This window comes from Desulfoferula mesophila (genome assembly GCF_037076455.1).
Lineage (GTDB): Bacteria > Desulfobacterota > Desulfarculia > Desulfarculales > Desulfarculaceae > Desulfoferula > Desulfoferula mesophila.
Genome location: NZ_AP028679.1, coordinates 3,258,944 through 3,275,153 on the forward strand (window position 1 = coordinate 3,258,944; position 16,210 = coordinate 3,275,153).

The 16,210-nt window shown below is 61.5% G+C and carries 14 protein-coding genes and 1 pseudogene; 2 read left to right on the forward strand and 13 right to left on the reverse strand.

Annotated features, from left to right (window positions below):
* Positions 1-17: 17 nt before the first annotated feature.
* From cydB to AACH32_RS15000, 13 genes and pseudogenes are all read right to left on the reverse strand, one after another.
* Entirely contained in the window at positions 18-1,016 is a 999-nt protein-coding gene (gene cydB, locus AACH32_RS14940; RefSeq protein WP_338601150.1) for a cytochrome d ubiquinol oxidase subunit II, read from the reverse strand.
* Positions 1,013-2,398, reverse strand: a complete 1,386-nt coding sequence (locus AACH32_RS14945; RefSeq protein WP_338601153.1) for a cytochrome ubiquinol oxidase subunit I — start codon at positions 2,396-2,398, stop codon at positions 1,013-1,015. Before AACH32_RS14945 ends, cydB begins: the two co-directional genes overlap by 4 nt.
* A 265-nt stretch (positions 2,399-2,663) precedes the next feature.
* On the reverse strand, positions 2,664-3,842 hold the full coding sequence (locus AACH32_RS14950; RefSeq protein ID WP_338601155.1) for a MalY/PatB family protein: 1,179 nt from the start codon (positions 3,840-3,842) through the stop codon (positions 2,664-2,666).
* Between the two features lie 328 nt (positions 3,843-4,170).
* Positions 4,171-5,016 carry a DUF169 domain-containing protein gene (locus AACH32_RS14955; protein WP_338601157.1) on the reverse strand — a complete coding sequence of 282 codons (846 nt, stop codon included), beginning with the start codon at positions 5,014-5,016 and terminating at the stop codon, positions 4,171-4,173.
* Positions 5,017-5,143: 127 nt separating this feature from the next.
* Positions 5,144-5,799, reverse strand: a pseudogene (locus AACH32_RS14960) (transposase); the annotation flags it as partial.
* A gap of 115 nt (positions 5,800-5,914) precedes the next feature.
* Complete coding sequence (locus AACH32_RS14965; protein WP_338601160.1) at positions 5,915-7,753, reverse strand: AMP-dependent synthetase/ligase; 1,839 nt, start codon at positions 7,751-7,753, stop codon at positions 5,915-5,917.
* Positions 7,741-8,565 (reverse strand): ABC transporter ATP-binding protein, encoded by an 825-nt coding sequence (locus AACH32_RS14970; protein WP_338601163.1) that lies wholly within the window; start codon positions 8,563-8,565, stop codon positions 7,741-7,743. Before AACH32_RS14970 ends, AACH32_RS14965 begins: the two co-directional genes overlap by 13 nt.
* A gap of 61 nt (positions 8,566-8,626) precedes the next feature.
* The gene (locus tag AACH32_RS14975) at positions 8,627-9,808 is read right to left on the reverse strand and encodes an ABC transporter substrate-binding protein (RefSeq protein ID WP_338601165.1); all 1,182 of its coding nucleotides are present in this window, start codon (positions 9,806-9,808) and stop codon (positions 8,627-8,629) included.
* 106 nt (positions 9,809-9,914) lie between these two features.
* Positions 9,915-10,958, reverse strand: coding sequence for a branched-chain amino acid ABC transporter permease (locus AACH32_RS14980; protein WP_338601168.1), 1,044 nt, complete (start codon positions 10,956-10,958; stop codon positions 9,915-9,917).
* Between the two features lie 21 nt (positions 10,959-10,979).
* Complete coding sequence (locus AACH32_RS14985) at positions 10,980-11,864, reverse strand: branched-chain amino acid ABC transporter permease (RefSeq protein WP_338601171.1); 885 nt, start codon at positions 11,862-11,864, stop codon at positions 10,980-10,982.
* Positions 11,865-11,868: 4 nt separating this feature from the next.
* Complete coding sequence (locus AACH32_RS14990; RefSeq protein ID WP_338601174.1) at positions 11,869-12,648, reverse strand: ABC transporter ATP-binding protein; 780 nt, start codon at positions 12,646-12,648, stop codon at positions 11,869-11,871.
* A gap of 68 nt (positions 12,649-12,716) precedes the next feature.
* Complete coding sequence (locus AACH32_RS14995; protein ID WP_338601177.1) at positions 12,717-13,346, reverse strand: TetR/AcrR family transcriptional regulator; 630 nt, start codon at positions 13,344-13,346, stop codon at positions 12,717-12,719.
* A gap of 436 nt (positions 13,347-13,782) precedes the next feature.
* A complete protein-coding gene (locus AACH32_RS15000; RefSeq protein WP_338601180.1) occupies positions 13,783-14,475 on the reverse strand; it encodes a GntR family transcriptional regulator in 693 nt (230 codons plus the stop codon).
* A 249-nt stretch (positions 14,476-14,724) separates the two neighbouring features.
* On the opposite strand from AACH32_RS15000, the gene AACH32_RS15005 reads away from it, so the two are divergent.
* The gene (locus AACH32_RS15005) at positions 14,725-15,111 is read left to right on the forward strand and encodes a RidA family protein (protein ID WP_338601183.1); all 387 of its coding nucleotides are present in this window, start codon (positions 14,725-14,727) and stop codon (positions 15,109-15,111) included.
* Positions 15,112-15,189: 78 nt separating this feature from the next.
* Positions 15,190-16,164 carry a TAXI family TRAP transporter solute-binding subunit gene (locus tag AACH32_RS15010; RefSeq protein WP_338601186.1) on the forward strand — a complete coding sequence of 325 codons (975 nt, stop codon included), beginning with the start codon at positions 15,190-15,192 and terminating at the stop codon, positions 16,162-16,164.
* The last annotated feature ends 46 nt before the right edge of the window (positions 16,165-16,210 follow it).

Here is a 16,210-nt window from a genome sequence, read left to right on the forward strand (position 1 = left end):
CCGGCCCGGCCCCGGCCTCAGCCCTGGTCCACCTTTCCCCGGAACACCCAATACTGATAGGCGTTGTAGGCCAGCATCAGGGGCAGCATGATCCCCACCCCCACCAGCATGAACTCCAAGTTGATGTCCGCGGCGGCGGCCTGGAATATGGTGAGTCCCGGCGGGACCACCACGGGGTAGATGCTGCCGGCCAGGGCGGCCAGAAGCAGCAGGTTGGTGAGCAGGGCCAGCCAGAAGCAGCCCGGATCCCAGCCCCGGGCCAGGCTGACCACCAGGCCCGCGAAGCACACCCCCGCCAGGGCCAGAGGCAGGGAGCTGACCAACAGGCCGGGCCAGGCCAGCCACTTGGCGGTGAGGAAGGGATGCATACCGCAGGACCAGATGATCAGGGCCGGGGCGGCGATGAGCAGAAAAAAGGCGCTGGCCCGCACCGCGCGCAAGGCCTTTTCCCGCACTGGGCCGCCGGTCTTGAGCACCAGCCAAGCAGCCCCGGATAGCACGAAGGAGCCCAATAGCCCCAAGGTGGCCGCGACGCTGAAGGGGCTCAGCCAGGCCCAGGAACCGCCGCTCACGCGCCCACCGTCCAGGGGCAACCCGGCCAGCAGGGCGCCCAAGCCCAGACCCAGGGCCACCGTGGCCGACAGGCTGCCCAGGCCGAAGGCCAGGCCCCACAACCGTTGGTTGTCGGCCTGGTCGTAGTATTCCGCGGACACCCCGCGCAAGATGAAGCCCAAGAGCATCAAGGCCACGGGAAGGTACAGGGTGGAAAGGGCCAGCCCATAGACCACGGGGAAGGCCCCGAACAACAGCGCGCCCAGCACCACCAGCCAGGTCTGGTTGGCATGCCAGATGGTGGACACGCTGGCCAACATGGTTCCGCGCTGTTCCTCCTGGTTAACGAATAGTGTCAGGACGCCCACCCCCAGGTCCAGGCCGTCCAACAGCAGCACCAGCAGCAGGACCAAGGCCAGCAGCAGGTACCACACCAGGGCCAGGTCAGAATGCAGCGCGCTCATGGCTTGCCCTCCCCATCGGCTTGGTAGTAGGGAGGCGTCAGGCTGAGATCCGGCCCCTTTTTTATCACCCGCCAGGCGAAAAACAAAAATACGCCCAGCAACGCGCCGTAGATGAGCAGATACATGGCCAGGGTGGCGGCCACATGGCTGGCGGGCAGCAGGCTGGAGGCGTTCATGGTGCGCAGATGGCCGAAAATCACCCAGGGTTGGCGGCCCACCTCGCGGATGATCCAGCCGGTCTCCACCGCCGCGTAGGCGGCGGGTATGGCCAGGAGCCAGGCCCGCAGCAGCCACTTTTGGCCGGCCACCCGGGACAGCTTCAGACGCCCCTTGCGCCAGGCCCACAAGGTCCACAACATGAGCAAGACCAGGCCGAAGCCCGCTCCCAGCATCACCCGGAAGGCGAAGTAAGGGATGATCACCGGCGGCTGGTCCTGGCGGGGGAATTCCTTGAGCCCCTTTACCTGTCCGGTGAAGCTGCGGGTTATGAGCAGGCTCAGGCCGTAGGGGATGTCGATGGACCAGGCGTTGCGTTGCAGCTCGGGCTCGGGCCAGGCCAGGGCGTGCCAGGGCGCTCCCTCACCGGGCGGGTTGGTCTCCCAGGTGGACTCGATGGCCCCCAGCTTGGTGGGCTGATATTCAGCCACCGCGCGGCCCGAGCCGTCCCCCAGCCATACCTGGAAGGGGGCGATGAACACTGCCGCGAGCAGGGCCAGCTTGAAGCTCTTGAGGAAAAACTCCTGGTGCCGGCCGCGCAGCAGGTAATAGGCGCTGACCCCGCCAATCACGAAAAGGCTGGTCTCCAGGCAGGCCACCCACATGTGGCTGAATCCCCACGGCAGGTCCGGGTTGAAGATGGCCCGCCAATAGTCGGTGGTCACGAACTTGCCGTCCGCGAAATAGCCCCCGGCCGGGGTCTGCATCCAGGAGTTGGCCACCATGATCCAAAAGGCGGAAAGAGAGGCGCCCAGGGCCACCATGCAGGTGGCGAACAGATGCGCCTTGGGGGGGAGACGCTTCCAGCCGAAAAGCATGAGATAGAGGAAGGCCGCCTCCAGCATGAAGGCCATGGTGGCCTCGAAGCCGAGGATGGAGCCGAAAAAGCCGCCCGTGGCCACGGAAAAGCGCTCCCAGTTGGCCCCGAACTGAAACTCCAGGGGAATGCCGCTGACCACGCCCACCGCGAAGTTCAGGAGAAACAGCAGGCTCCAAAAACGGAAGTGGTGGTAGTAGACGGGATTTTTGCTGCGCATCCACAGCACTTCCAGCACCACCAAAAAGATGCTCAGGCCAATGGACAACAGCGGCCAGAGGATGTGGAACATGGTGGTCAGGGCGAACTGCAGGCGCGATAAGAAGGTGGCGTCAAAGACAAGGTCCATGCGAACTTCTCCCCTGTGGGCAAGGGCCGGCGGCGTGCAAGCAACCAAAATTCAGCCGGAGATGGCCCTTGCCCTGCCACCTAGTATGAGCCAGCGCCACCGACGGCTACAAGCGATCGCGTGGAAATATTCCAGCCAGGGGGTTCGCGCCCGGCGCAGGAAACCGGGCAGCCCAAGGCCCCCGCGGCCAACCCGGGCGGAATCCCAAGGCGGATCGCTCGATGGCGCCCGGGTGCCTGGCGAACCGGGAAGGGAGATATCCCGGTCAGCCCTCCAGAACCTTGGCCATACGCTCCAGACAGTCGGTCAGAATACTCCGGGGGCAGGCGGCGTTGATCCGTTCGAAGCCCTCGCCCTCGGGACCGAAGATGTAGCCTTGATCCAAGGCGATGTTGGCTTGCCCAAGTATCCTTTCTTCCAGCTCGGGCCCGGTCAACCCATAGCCGCGCAGATCGATCCAGGGCAGATAGGTTCCCTGGGGAATGGTGAAGGCGGCCTGGGGCAAGCGCTCGGCAATAAACTCGGCCATGAATTGCAGATTGGCGTCCAGGTAATCCAGGACCTGCTCCAGCCATTCCTCCCCCTGATTGTAGGCCGCCTGAGTGGCGGCGATGCCCATGGCGTTACCTCCGGAGAGCCCCATCCGGCCCCGCTGTTCGGCCTGCCATTCCTGCCTGATCTTTTCGCTGCTCACGATGCAGTTGCAGATGTGCAGCCCGGCCAGGTTGAAGGTCTTGCTGGCCGAGGTGCAGGTGATGATCTGGTCGGAGTCGCTGAGCAATCTCGTGGGGATTTGGGTCACGCCCCGGCGGACCAGGTCGCAGTGAATCTCATCGGAGATCAGAACCACCTCGTGCTTTTGACAAATCTCGGCCGCGCGGATCAGCTCTTCCGGAGTCCAGACCCTGCCCACCGGGTTGTGAGGGCTGCACAGGATCATCATCGTGTTGGCCGGATCAGACGCCTTGGCCTCAAGGTCGGCGAAGTCCATGGCGTAGCGGCCGTCACTCAGGGACAGCGGGTTGTTGATCACCCGGCGGCCGTTGCCCGTAATCATGTTGGTGAAGGGATAGTAGACCGGCCGCTGGATGATTACGCCGTCGCCGGGCTGGGTCAGGATGCGCAGCAAGACGCCGATGGCCGGGACCACCCCGGGGGCGACGACAAGGTGCTCCGGATCGATAATCCAGTTGAAGCGCCTCTCAAACCAGCCGGTCACGGCGGATAAATACTCTTCGGTATAAGGGTCGCTGTAGCCGAAAATGAGCCGATCCACCCGGGCATGCAGGGCATCGATGATCGGCTGGGCGCAAGGGAAATCCATGTCCGCCACCCACAGCGGCAGGGTGTCGTCCCTGGCCCCGGCCACATGGTGTCCGACAAATTCCCACTTGACCGAATTGGTCCGGTCCCGGTTGATTACCTTGTTGAAATCATAAATCATTGATCTTGCTCTCGCCTGAAATGGAGCCGTCTGCAGCGCAAAGGTGAGTTAGCCTGGTTCAAGTTCAGTTGGCCAAGTTTACATCAATATCAGAGTGGGGGGCCGGCTGCCCCCGATCAATTTACCTGGACGGGTCAAACGCTCCAAGTGTCTGGGGGTCACCCCGAATCAAATTCGGCCGCGAGTCAGGGGGCGGCTATCTGGGGCGGTGCCACGTCAAGACCGGTCTATAAATAAAAGGGGCCGGCCCCCATGAGCCAACCCCTTTGTCGTTCCAGGGAGACGGTGATATCTAAGCCGGTGTCTCCCAGCGTGAGCGGGCGACGGCTTATCGTTCTTCTCCCCAGGCCCTGGCGCTGCGAGCCACCTTTTTGCGCACTTCCTTCCAGGCGCCGTCCACGTTGAACATGGATTCCGGCAAGGCGGCCAGCATCTTCTGATACAGGGACCAGGAGACCGTGAAGGTCATTTCGTCGGTCTTCATGAATTTCCTGGCCGAGGGATCAAGCCCGCCCAGCACCGCTTTCTCCAAGCCCTTTTCTTTGTAATAAAGCGGCCAGGCGATCATGTTGGTGCAGCCGGCGCCAAAGGGAGAGGCGACACAATCCACATCACCCGTGGTGAAAGTCGTAAGGGTGAAGAGGCCGCACAACACCTCGGGCCGGGCGAAAAAGATGACAAACTCCGGCTCCTCGTCGCCCGTGAACAGGGACAGCGGCTTGAAGATGCAGTACTTGGCGGGAGCGTCGCGTGGCTCTACTTGGGCCAGGAATTTTTGCATGGCCTCGGGCGAAGGCAAATACCGCTCGCCGTGCATGGGGGTGCCGGGAAAGCCCGTGGTCACATAGTGCTCAATGAACCTGAGGTTGGGCTTTATCATCGAGCAGTAGAACACCCCTCCCAGGCAGCCGTACTCTTCCGGGGAAATGAAGGCGGCGCGATGCTTTTTCCGGGCCAACCAAACGTTGCCCATGACGCAGGAAAACTCTTTGAAAACCTCCTGCATGTCCACCTGGCCCTGCTCCTCCAACTCGCGCGAGATAGGCGGGCCGGGCTTGGGCCCGAAAGCATTATCCGGTTTGGTGTCGGAGTAATACACTCCGAACGGTTCTTCGCTAAGGCCGAGGTGCTCCAGAAGGACCTTGGTTTCCTCGAGAACTGATTGCACGGTCATGACTTTTCTTTCCTATGCGTTGATTGCTTATTTTTCCGGCACCAAACAAACAAGGAAGGCCCCAATGCCGTTCGGTTTCGAGTCTGTCAGATTTTCTGTGTAAGAGCCATTCCGCCTGAAATTGGTTTTATCTCCACGCCGCCATTTGCAGGCGGTCTTCAAAGAGTATAGCAAATTGGTTTAGCACCATCTCCCAGCCGCTCTGGGGCATTCTCCACTTTGCGCCGACATTCCGGATCACCAGGTAGAGCAGTTTTATGGCCGCATCGTCATTGGGGAAATGGCCCCGGTTCCTGACGTTCTTGCCCAGGCCGCGGTGTAGGCTCTCGATGGCCTTGGTGATGTAAATCAGCTGGCGCACCTATGGGGGGGTAGGCCAGGAAGGGAGGGAGTGCCGCACCATGTGCACGATGCAGGCCTGGACCTGGGCCTCGGGGTAGATGGCCGTGATGGCTTCGGGGAAGCCCTTGAGACCGTCCACCACCGCGATCAGGATGTCAGCCACTTTGGCCATGCCTTCGTCGCGAATCTTGATCCGCAGGGCGTCGAAGATCACTACGGGAAGAGGGGGTCCAGGGGACGGGCCTGCCACTCCCTGACCTCCTCCATGACCGCGTAGACATCCTTGAGAAGACCCTGAATCTCACGGACCGCCATCCTTCGGGCGCACATGGATATGACCTTCTCGTCAAAGCCCTTGATGCGCCTCTGGCCTTTTTTGATCAGCTGGGGCTCGAAGGTGCCCTGGCGGTCACGGGGGACGGATATCTCGATCTGGCCGTCCTTGATAGCCATCGCGTGATCCTCCTCTGAGACAGAGTCCCCCACGGATGGCTACTTACACAAAAGAAATGACACTCCCTGTCCTGGTGGCTATGCCGAAATTGGTTTGCAAGTCCTAGCTTGCGTTCATTGAAGGCCTTGTCCCTCCGCCATAAACCTGCTCAATTTCCCCGGCGAACTTCTCATAAATGTTGGCCCGGCGCACCTTCATGGTCGCGGTGAGCTCGTCGTCGTCGTGGTCCAGCTCCTTGGTCAGCAGGAGGAACTTGCGCACGTTCTCCACCCGGGCGAACTGCTCGTTGACCCGGTCCACCCCGGCCTGGACCAGGCGGCTCACCTCCTGGTTTTGCGACAGGTTCTTGAAGTTGGTGTAGGCGATGTGGTTGTCGGTGGCCCACTTGCCCACGTTGTCAAAGTCGATCTGGATCAGGGCGGCAATGTAGTTGCGGCCCTCCCCGATCACTATGGCCTCCTTGATGTAGGGGCTCACCTTGAGGGCGTTCTCGATCTCGCTGGGGGCGATGTTTTTGCCGCCGCTGGTGATAATGATGTCCTTCTTGCGGTCCACGATGGACAGGTGGCCGTGCTCGTCCATCTGCGCGATGTCGCCGGTGTGCAGCCAGCCGTCGATGATCGCCTGCCGGGTGGCTTCCTCGTTCTTGTAGTAGCCCACGAACACCGGGGCGCCTTTTTTGAGCAACTCGCCGTCCTCGGCGATGGCGAACTCTATGCCCTCGATAGGCTTGCCCACCGTGCCCATGCGAATGTCGTCGTCCATGTGGATGAAACTCAAGCCGGTGGACTCGGTCATGCCGTAACCTTCCTTGACCCGGATGCCCAGGTCGTGGAAAAAGCGCAGAACATCGGGGCTCACCTTGGCCGCGGCGGAAAAGCAGAAACGCACCTTGCGCAGGCCCACGAAGTTTTGCAAGGCCCTGAGCATGAGCCAATAGGCCGCCCAATAGGCCATCCTTAAACCCAGGCCCGGTTGCCGCCCCTCCAGACGCTCGCCGGCCATGCGCCGACCCACCGCGTAGCAGCGTTTAAACAGCCACCGCTTCAGGCGGCTGGAGTCCTTGATGTTGATGTAAATGGCTGATTGCAGTTTTTCCCAGATGCGCGGCACCCCCAGGAAAACCGAGGGGGCGATCTCCCTGAGGTCGCTCTGGATGGTTGCTATGCTCTCGGCGAAGTTCACCGGGTAGCCCACGTACATGGGCAAAAACAGGCTGAAGATTTTTTCGGCCACGTGACACAGGGGCAGATAGGAAACCACCGAGTCCTGGTCCGTGGCCCCGATGGCCTCGATGGTGCCCAGGGTCATGGATTCGATGTTCACGTGGTTGATCATGGCCCCCTTGGGCTTGCCGGTGGTGCCGGAGGTGTAGACCATGATGCACACCTCATCGGCCTTGCCTTGGGCCACCCGTTGTTCGAACCAGCCGGGCCGCTCCCGCTCCAGTTCCCGGCCCATCTCCTCCACCGCTGCAAAGGATATGATGATGTCCTGGGGATAGTGCCTGAGGCCCTTCATGTCCTTGACGATGATTTTCTTGACCAGGGGCAGGTCGTCCCACACCTCCAGAATCTTGTCGGTCTGCTCCTGGTCCTCGGCCACCACCAACCTGCTGTCCGAATGCTTGACCACGTAATGGACCTCGGGATAGGGGCTGGTGGGGTAGACCCCCACGGACACCCCGCCCAGGCAGATGGCCGCCAGGTCGGCATAGAGCCACTCCCGGCAGTTTTCGCTGATGATGGCCAGTTGGTCGCCCCGGCCAAAGCCCAGGGCGGTGAGCCCCAGGGCAAAGTGCTTCACGTGGTCGCGGTAGCCGCTCCAGGTGACCTCTTGCCAGATGCCGAAGTCCTTTTCCCTGAGCGCCACCTGCTCGCCGCGCCGGGCCACCTGCTCCAGAAAGAACTGGCCCAGGGTCTTGCCGCTCAGCTCAACCACCGCTTCCTCCGCTTGTAATGCTTGACCTCGCGATAGCTCTTGCGGCCCCCGCCCTGGCCCAGGCCCAGGTAAAACTCCTGCACGTCCTGGTCGGCCAAAAGGCGCTCCACCGGGCCGTCCAGCACCACCCGGCCGTTTTCCATGATGTAGCCGTAGGAGCTGACCCCTAGGGCGACCTGGGCGTTCTGCTCCACCAGGAGGATGCTGGTGCCTTCCTTTTGGTTGATCTCCTGGATGATCGCGAAGATCTCCTCCACCAACAGGGGGGCCAGGCCCAGGGAAGGCTCGTCGAGCATCATCAGCTTGGGCCGGGCCAACAGGGCCCGGCTGATGGCCAGCATCTGCTGCTCTCCGCCGCTCAGGTATCCGGCCAGGCGCCCCAGGCGATTTTTGAGCACCGGGAAGTAGGCAAAACACTTGTCCAGGTCGGCCTTGACCCCGGAACGGTCGCGGCGGGTGTAGGCCCCGCAGGTCAGGTTCTCCTCCACGGTGAGGTCCTCGAAGATGCGCCGCCCTTCCATCACCTGGAAGATGCCCTTGCGCACCAGGACGTGGGGCAGATCCTGGGCCAGCTTCTCTCCGTTGAACTCGATCCACCCGTCGGTCATCTCGCCGTCTTCCAGGGGCAAAAGCCCGCTGATGGCCTTGAGGGTGGTGCTCTTGCCCGCCCCGTTGGAGCCCAGCAGGCTCACTATGCGGCCCTTGGGCACCACCAGGGACATGCCCTTGAGCACCAGCACCACGTGGTTGTAAACCACCTCTATGTTGTTGACCTTGAGGATGGCCTCCTGGTCCGCTTGCCGCTCTTGCATGGCCTCGTCCGCGTGGAGGCCGGGGCAGCGCCGCTTAGGGCCCCGCCCCGGCCGCTGGGGGTTAATCCAGGTAGATCCAGTCGGAGGCGGGCACGAACTTGCCGCCCTTGCCCACATAGACCTTGCCCACGGCGGTGGCGTTGCTGCTTTTGAAGCTCACCATGCCGGCAAAGCCCTGGGTGTCCCAGTCCTTGACCTGGGGAATCATGTCCTTGAGGTTGGGGCCGGTGATGGGCAGCCCCTTGGCCTTGCACATCTTGGCCAGCTTGACGAAGACCATGCCCGTGAACCAGCCCTGCATGTAACTGTTGGGGCGGTAGGCGACATCGGGGTGATGGCGCTTGTTGAAGTCCTGGATGATCTTAATCATGGGCACCTCGGTGTGATACCAGTAGGCATAGGGCATCACTCCCATGTAGCCCTCTCCATCGGCCCCCAGCTTGTCCAGGAGCATATTGGACATGGTCCAGAAGGTGCCCATGAAGGTGGTCTTGAGACCGAAATCCTTGGCACCCCGGATAATCGCCGGGATGGGCGGGACCACGTAGCCCTGGAAGATGCAGTAGTCGGGGTTGTGGCGCTTGAGGTCCAACAGCTGGCTGGTGACGTCCACCGCGCCCACCGCGGTCACTTCCTCGGCCACCACTTCCACCCCCAGCTTCTTGGCCATCTCCCTGGCAAAGGGGATGGGGTCGCGGCCGAACTCGGTGTCGCTGTGGAAGAAGGCCACCGTGGGCTTCTTGCCCTTGGTCTTGGGGTTGGCCGCGATGTACTTGAGCAAAATGCCGAACTGCTGGGCATAGGTGGGTCCGGAAACGAAGATGTAGGGGTTCTTGGCCCGGTCGGCCAGCTCCTGGCTGAAGCTGGTGGAGCCGTAGACCACGTGGTAGCGGCTGTTGATCTCCGGGGACAGGGCCTTGCCCTGGCCGGTGGACTCGCCGTAGTCCATCACCGGGCTGTACTTGGCCATCATCTTCTTGAAGGCGGCCACGGCCCGCTTGAGGTCGTAGCCGGTGTCCTCGTAGATGTATTCCACCTTGATGCCGTCCACCCCGCCTTGTTCGTTGGCCCAGGCCAGGGAATCGGCCAGGCCTTGGTTGATGTGCTTGCCCGCGAAGGCGAAGCGCCCGGTAATGGGTTGCTGGGCGGTGATTTTTATGGTGTCGGCGGCCAACGCCGATCCGGCCCCCAGGAGCAGGCATAGGGCCAACAACAGACCCAAGGTAACCCGTAACGATTTCATCTGTCCCTCCTCGCCATCAGTGGAATCCAAGTCCGCCCGGTGCTCCCGCATCCGGGCCGGACATCCCTCCGCTTATTTGCGCGGCCTTTGCCCATCCCCCAAGCCTCTAGTGCTCAAAGGGCCAAAGCCGGAAATAATCCTTTATCCGCCGCCAAATCTCGGCCAGTCCATGGGGCTCGAAGACCAAAAACCCCACGATCAGAAGGCCGAAAACCACGGTTTGCAACGGGAACAGGTAGCTCATCAACTTGTCGTCCAGGCCCTGGAAAAGGGCCAGGCCGCTTTGCAGGGCCTCGGGCACCATGGTCATGAAAATGGCCCCGAATATGGAGCCCAACACCGAACCCAAACCGCCGACGATGATCATGGCCAGATAGCGGATGGATTCGTGCAGGGGGAAGTGCTCCGGAGTGACTATCTTGAGCAGATAGACCTGCAAGCAACCGGCGACCCCGGCGAAGAAGCTGCTGGTGGCAAAGGCGTAAAGCTTGTACTGAAACAGGTTGATGCCCATCAGCTCGGCGGAGATGTCGCGGTCGCGGATGGCGATGAAGGCCCGGCCCACCCGGGTGCGGAACAGGTTGCGGGCCGCGCTTACCGCCAGGATGACGATCGGCACGGTCACGAAGTAGAACTTGAACTCGGTGTCCAGCTTAAGGCCGAATATGTCCGGCGGAGGCACGTTGATTCCCCGGATGCCGCCGGTCACCGGGGTCCAGTGCACGAAGATGAAGTCAAAGATCACCTGGGCGGCCAGGGTGGCAATGCACAGGTACAGGCCCTTCATGCGCATGGAGGGCGCCCCCACGATGACCCCGAAAAAGGCCGCCGAAAGCCCGGAGAGGGGCAGGCAAACCAGGAAAGGCAGGCCCAGGCGGGTGGTCAGGATGGCGCTGGTGTAGGCGCCGATACCCACGAACGCGGCGTGGCCCAGGGATATTTGGCCGGCCGCCCCAATGAGGATGTTCAGGCCCACCGCGGCCACGATGGCCACGCCGGTCAGGTCGGCCATGTAGAGCAGGTAGGGCCCGGCCAGGAAGGGGAAGACGGCCAGGGCCGCGAAGAGCAGGGCCAGCCAAACCCGGACCGTGCCGCTGCGGAAGACCGCTTCGTCGGCGGCGTAGGACTGTTTGAAGTCGCCTATGCGCATGGCCGTGCCGCTTACCTCCCGCTACAAGCGCTCGATGTCTTCTTTGCCGAAGAGCCCGTAGGGCTTTACCAACAGAATCAGGACCAAAACCACGAAAGGAGCCAAGTCCTTGACCCCGCCGCCCACGTAGGGGTCCAGATAGCCCCCGGCGATGTTTTCCACCAGCCCCACGATGAAGCCGCCCACCACCGCCCCGGCGATGGAGTCCAGGCCCCCCAGGATGACCACCGGGAAGATCTTGAGGCCGATGCCGCCCAGGGTGGGCTGGATGCCGCCGATGTTGCCGATGATCACCCCGCCCAGGGCCGCGGCGATGGCCCCCAGGGACCAGGCCACGGTGAACATGCTGCGCACGTTGATGCCCATGGAAAAGGCGGCCATCTGATCGCCGGCGGTGGCCCGCATGGCGACCCCCACCTTGGCGTATTTGAACAGCAGGGCGAAAAGGATCACCGCGGCCATGGCCGCCACGAAGCCCCAGAACAGGTTGGAGCGCACGATGATATCGCCGATGATTATGGGCGCCCGGGGGAACAGGGGCGGAAAGCTTTTGAAATCGGTGGACCAGATGATCTCGGCCAGGCCCATGAGGATGGAGCTGAGCCCGATGGTGACCATCACGATGCTGATGGTGGGCTGTCCCAGCATGTAGCGCAGGATGGCCCGCTCTATGAAAAGCCCCAGCAAGGCCGAGGAAAACATGACCAGCAAAAAGGAGGGGATGGGCGGCAGGCCGATCATCACCATGAAGGTGTAGAAGAAGTAGGCCCCGATCATCATGAATTCGCCGGTGGCGAAGTTGATGATGCTGGTGGCCTTGTAAATCAGCACGAAGCCCAGGGCGATGAGGGCGTAGACCCCGCCCACCGCGATGCCGCTGACGATCAGTTGCAGCAGGATGTCCATGGACCTAGCCCTTCTTCTCGCCTAGGTAGGCCTTGATTACCTCGGGGTGGCTCTGCATCTGCTCCGGGGTGCCCTCGGCGATCTTCTGGCCGAAGTTGAGCACCATGACCCTGTCGCTGATGTCCATGATCACGTTCATGTCGTGCTCGATCAGCACGATGGTGATGCCCTGTTCCTCCTGGATGTCCAGGATGAAGCGGGCCATGTCCTCGGTCTCCTCGGCGTTCATGCCCGCCACCGGCTCGTCCATCAAAAGGACCTTGGGCCGCATGGCCAGGGCCCGAGCCAACTCCACCCGCTTTTGCAGGCCATAGGCCAACGAACCCACCGCCTGCTTGCGGATGGGCTCGATCTCCAGAAAGTCGATGATCTTCTTCTCCACCAGGTCGCGCAGGGCCATCTCTTCACGGTGGGCCGCCCCCCAATACATCAGGGCCGCCGGCAACCCGGTCTTGAGGTGGGCATGGGCCCCCAGTTTGATGTTGTCCAGCACGGTCATGCCCCGAAACAGAGCGATGTTCTGGAAGGTGCGGGCCAGGCCCATGGCGGCCCGGCGGTCGGGGCTGGTGCGGGTTATCTCCTTGCCCTGAAAAAACATGCGCCCGGCCGAGGGGCGGTAAAAGCCGCCGATGCAGTTGAGTATGGAGGTCTTGCCCGCCCCGTTGGGACCGATGATGGCGAAAATCTCGCCGGGATTGACCTTGAAGCTAACCTCCGAAAGCACCGTGAGGCCCCCGAAGGAAAGGGAGACTTCCTCCATGCTGAGAATGGGCTGTTGCGCCATGCGCCTCCTGCGGGCTGTATAGGGTGAGGGGCTGCCCCGCCGCTTTAACGGAGCCGCGGACCGGGGGGCTACTTGCTGATGCCCCGGGCCATGATTTCTATGGCCAACTCCAGGGTGCCCTGGAGATAGTCCTTTTCCGGCGCGAAGCCGCGCTTGCTTTCCTCCCAAAGCACCAGCCCGCAAAACACCGACCAGACCAAATCGGCCAGGGCCACGGGATGATAGGGCCTGAACCGCCCTTGCTGAATGCCTTGTTGGAAAATGCCGGCCATCAGCCGGAGCGCCTTGGCGGCCATGGAGTTGATCTCCTCCTTGAGCTCGGGCGACAGCTCCATGAGTTCCTGGCTGGCCTGCATGTGCAGCACGTTGACCAGAATGAGGGGATCAAAGGTATAGACGTCGTGCATGGCTTGGGCCAGGCGGCGCACCTTGTCGGCAGGGTCCAAGCCCTTTTGCCCGGCCACTTGCTCCACCCTTTGGCAGAGAAAGGCCAGCATCTTGACGTTGAGCGAAGCGTAGAGCTCGCTCTTGTTGTTGAAGTAGAGGTAAAGGGTGGCGGGACTGAGTTCGGCCCGGGCGGCTATCTCTTCCATGGTGGCGCCCTGGTAGCCCTTGCGAGAGAAGATTTCCTTGGCCGCGTCCAGGATGGCCACCCGGCGCTGCTCTTTCTCCCTGGCCCTGCGCTCAACTACACCCATGGTCTTTTGCCGCAGCCTCCCGAAAAGGGGGGTCACTGAATGCAATTCATGGTGTGAATGCCATTTATAATCGATCCGCCCGTCTAAAGTCAACTATACCGCTGGGTATATGCGTCTTTTCACAATCCGAACGCACCGAATCGCAAAGCATGTTCCCCTGGCGGGTTGCAAAAGCGGGGGGTTACTTGGCTCTCTCCCGTAGGTGGTCAAAGCCTTTGGGGGCGATTGCACTTTTTGCCGATAATCCCTTTCCCGATGGCCCCCTGGTCCGAGGCAAACCTCACCAATTAAAGGTATGGCCGGTATCTTCAAGCGATACCGGCCCATTAGAACCAATAAGAGAGATTGTCAGCGACGCTGCAAGGGCCAATCGAGACAGGAGCGAGGCGCACAACCGCGACATTTGGGTTGTACGGTGTAAGGGATCAGGGCCGGCCTAGGCTCCGCTGCCCTTTTTGGCTCGAAGGTGTTGCAGGTAAAGCTGCTGGGAATGCCCGAAGTGGTGTTCGGGCAAGGCCTCCAGCGTGGCCAAGTCCCCCGACTCCAGAGCCATGATGTACTGTTGGTGCTCGTCGAACAGGCGTTCCACCATCTCCGGGGACGACCAGGCGGTGGTGTTGAAGATGTGGCAGCGCTTCTTCAGCTCGAGGATCATTTTGAGCAAGGTCTTGTTGCCCGACAGGCCGGCGATGTAGTTGTGAAACTGCGCGTTGGCCGCGATGACACCGCTCAGGTCGCCGCGGCGGTAACAGCCGGTCAGTTGGTCATCGATCTCCCGCAGCCGGGTCAAATCCCGGGGGGAGACCCGTTGCGCGGCCAGGGCGTTGGCCATCTTCTCCAGCCCCACCCGCACCTGGAAAATCTCGTCAATTTCCTCCGGGCCCAAATCGCTGACCATGGCCCCCCGGTGAGGTTCCATCTTGACCAGGCCCTTGGTCTCCATGGCCTGCAGGGCGGTGCGCACCAGGTAGCTGCTTACGCCCAAGCGTTCGCTCAAGGCGCTGACGACCAGGCGCTCCCGTGGTTGTAACTCACCGGTAAAAATCATTTTTTCCAGAATATCCACCACCTCGTCCGGTCGCAAGGCAGCTTGTCCCTGGGTTGGTTCCATGTGCTTAATTTTAGGCAATCGGCGACTTCCCTTTCACCGCCCGGGCCCAATCCCCTCTTGGAATAAGACCCCAGGCATTACTGGACAAAAATATAGCACAACGTTCTGATAATTTGGATATAAAATTTGCGCAAATCTTTTTTAAAATAATTGCGCTATTTTCTTGACACCAGTAGACTCTCTTTTCTAGGATATGTCGTCATCTGTAAATCTATTTGACTTTGGTCCGGGCCGAACCGGCCCGCCAATGCCGGAAGGATCGGCCCAGTGAGCAAACAAATCATCTCAAGCCCCCTGGCTCCCGACGCCATCGGACCCTATTCCCATGCGGTAAAGGCCGGTGAGTTTTTGTTCGTCTCGGGCCAGGTCGGCGTGGACCCGGCAACCGGCGAGTTCGCCGGGCCGGATACCGCCGACCAGACCGAGCAGTGTCTCAAAAATCTGTCCGCCATCCTGAGCGAGGCCGGCGCCGGCCTGGAGCAGGTATTCAAGACCACCGTTTTTTTGGCCGACCTGGATGATTTCCAGGTCATGAACCAGGTGTATTCCCGATTTTTCTCCGCCGACCCGCCGGCCCGGGCCTGCGTAAAGGTGGCCAGGCTGCCCCGCGGGGCCCGGGTGGAGATAGAGCTGGTGGCCCACCTAGCCGCCTGAACCGGCAGACGCACCTTTTGATTGGCCCGCACAAGGGCCGGCACCGGTAATTCCTATATTTTGACAAGGAGAGAGCCCATGTCCCTGCGTAAGCTATTCACCACAACCGCCCTGGCTTTATGCGGCCTGATGATGGCCCTTCCCGCCTCGGCCAAAGTCAACTCCTTCACCATAACCGCGGGCCCCATGGGCGGTGATTGGTACTCCATAGGCGGAGCCATGGGCGAGATGGCCAAGCAGGTCTTCCCCGGGGCCATCGTGACCGTGACCACCGGCGGGGCCCTGGCCAACGTGGCCAAGGTCAACGCGGGCAAGGCCGACGTGGGGCTCTCCATGGCCAAGCTCTACGCCGAGGCCCTGGCGGGCAAAGGCAAGTACGAGGGCAAGAAGCAGGAAAACCTCAGAGCGGTGGCCTTTTTGGCCTACATCCCCATGAGCTACTTCCTGGTCAAGGCCGACAACCCCCTGACCTCCATCGAGGAGATCAAGGCCAAGAAGCTGCCCATCCGCCTGCTCACCTCCAAGAAGGGTTCCTCGCCCTCCCTGGCCGCCGAGCTTATGCTGGCCCAATACGGCATCTCCTTTGACGACATCAAGAGCTGGGGCGGCTCGGTATCCTTCGTGTCCTACGCCGAGGCTTCCAACCTGATCAAGGATGGCCACGCCGACGCCTGGGTGGGCCCCATGGTTTCCTCCATCGTGGAGCTGACCACCACCACCAAGATGAAGCAACTCACCATCAAGCCGGCCTTCCTGGACAAGCTCAAGAAGGATTTCAACTACGCCGAGGTGATGCTGCCCAAGGGCAAATACTATTTCGTCACCCAGGACACCCCCCAGATGGCCGAGGCGGTCATCGTCATCACCCAGAAGAAGCTGAGCACCGACGAGGTCTACCAGTTCACTTCCTCGCTGATGAAAAACGCCGCTCGCATCCAGGGCATCCACAAGACCTACAGCGGATTCGACCCGGCCACCGCCTGGCAGAACGTAGGCGGCCCCCTGCATCCCGGCGCCGAAAAGTACTACAAGGAAAAGGGTTACCTAAAGTAAGGACGGGAACGGCCCATGGCCCAGACTGCTTCATCTAAGACCGCTT

What these genes read in the sequence shown, in the direction of transcription:
- cydB (WP_338601150.1), bottom strand. Translation starts at nt 1,016, where the DNA reads ATGAGCGCGCTGCATTCTGACCTGGCCCTGGTGTGGTACCTGCTGCTG.
- AACH32_RS14945 (WP_338601153.1), bottom strand. Translation starts at nt 2,398, where the DNA reads ATGGACCTTGTCTTTGACGCCACCTTCTTATCGCGCCTGCAGTTCGCC.
- AACH32_RS14950 (WP_338601155.1), bottom strand. Translation starts at nt 3,842, where the DNA reads ATGATTTATGATTTCAACAAGGTAATCAACCGGGACCGGACCAATTCG.
- AACH32_RS14955 (WP_338601157.1), bottom strand. Translation starts at nt 5,016, where the DNA reads ATGACCGTGCAATCAGTTCTCGAGGAAACCAAGGTCCTTCTGGAGCAC.
- AACH32_RS14970 (WP_338601163.1), bottom strand. Translation starts at nt 8,565, where the DNA reads ATGCAAGAGCGGCAAGCGGACCAGGAGGCCATCCTCAAGGTCAACAAC.
- AACH32_RS14975 (WP_338601165.1), bottom strand. Translation starts at nt 9,808, where the DNA reads ATGAAATCGTTACGGGTTACCTTGGGTCTGTTGTTGGCCCTATGCCTG.
- AACH32_RS14980 (WP_338601168.1), bottom strand. Translation starts at nt 10,958, where the DNA reads ATGCGCATAGGCGACTTCAAACAGTCCTACGCCGCCGACGAAGCGGTC.
- AACH32_RS14985 (WP_338601171.1), bottom strand. Translation starts at nt 11,864, where the DNA reads ATGGACATCCTGCTGCAACTGATCGTCAGCGGCATCGCGGTGGGCGGG.
- AACH32_RS14990 (WP_338601174.1), bottom strand. Translation starts at nt 12,648, where the DNA reads ATGGCGCAACAGCCCATTCTCAGCATGGAGGAAGTCTCCCTTTCCTTC.
- AACH32_RS14995 (WP_338601177.1), bottom strand. Translation starts at nt 13,346, where the DNA reads ATGGGTGTAGTTGAGCGCAGGGCCAGGGAGAAAGAGCAGCGCCGGGTG.
- AACH32_RS15010 (WP_338601186.1), top strand. Translation starts at nt 15,190, where the DNA reads ATGTCCCTGCGTAAGCTATTCACCACAACCGCCCTGGCTTTATGCGGC.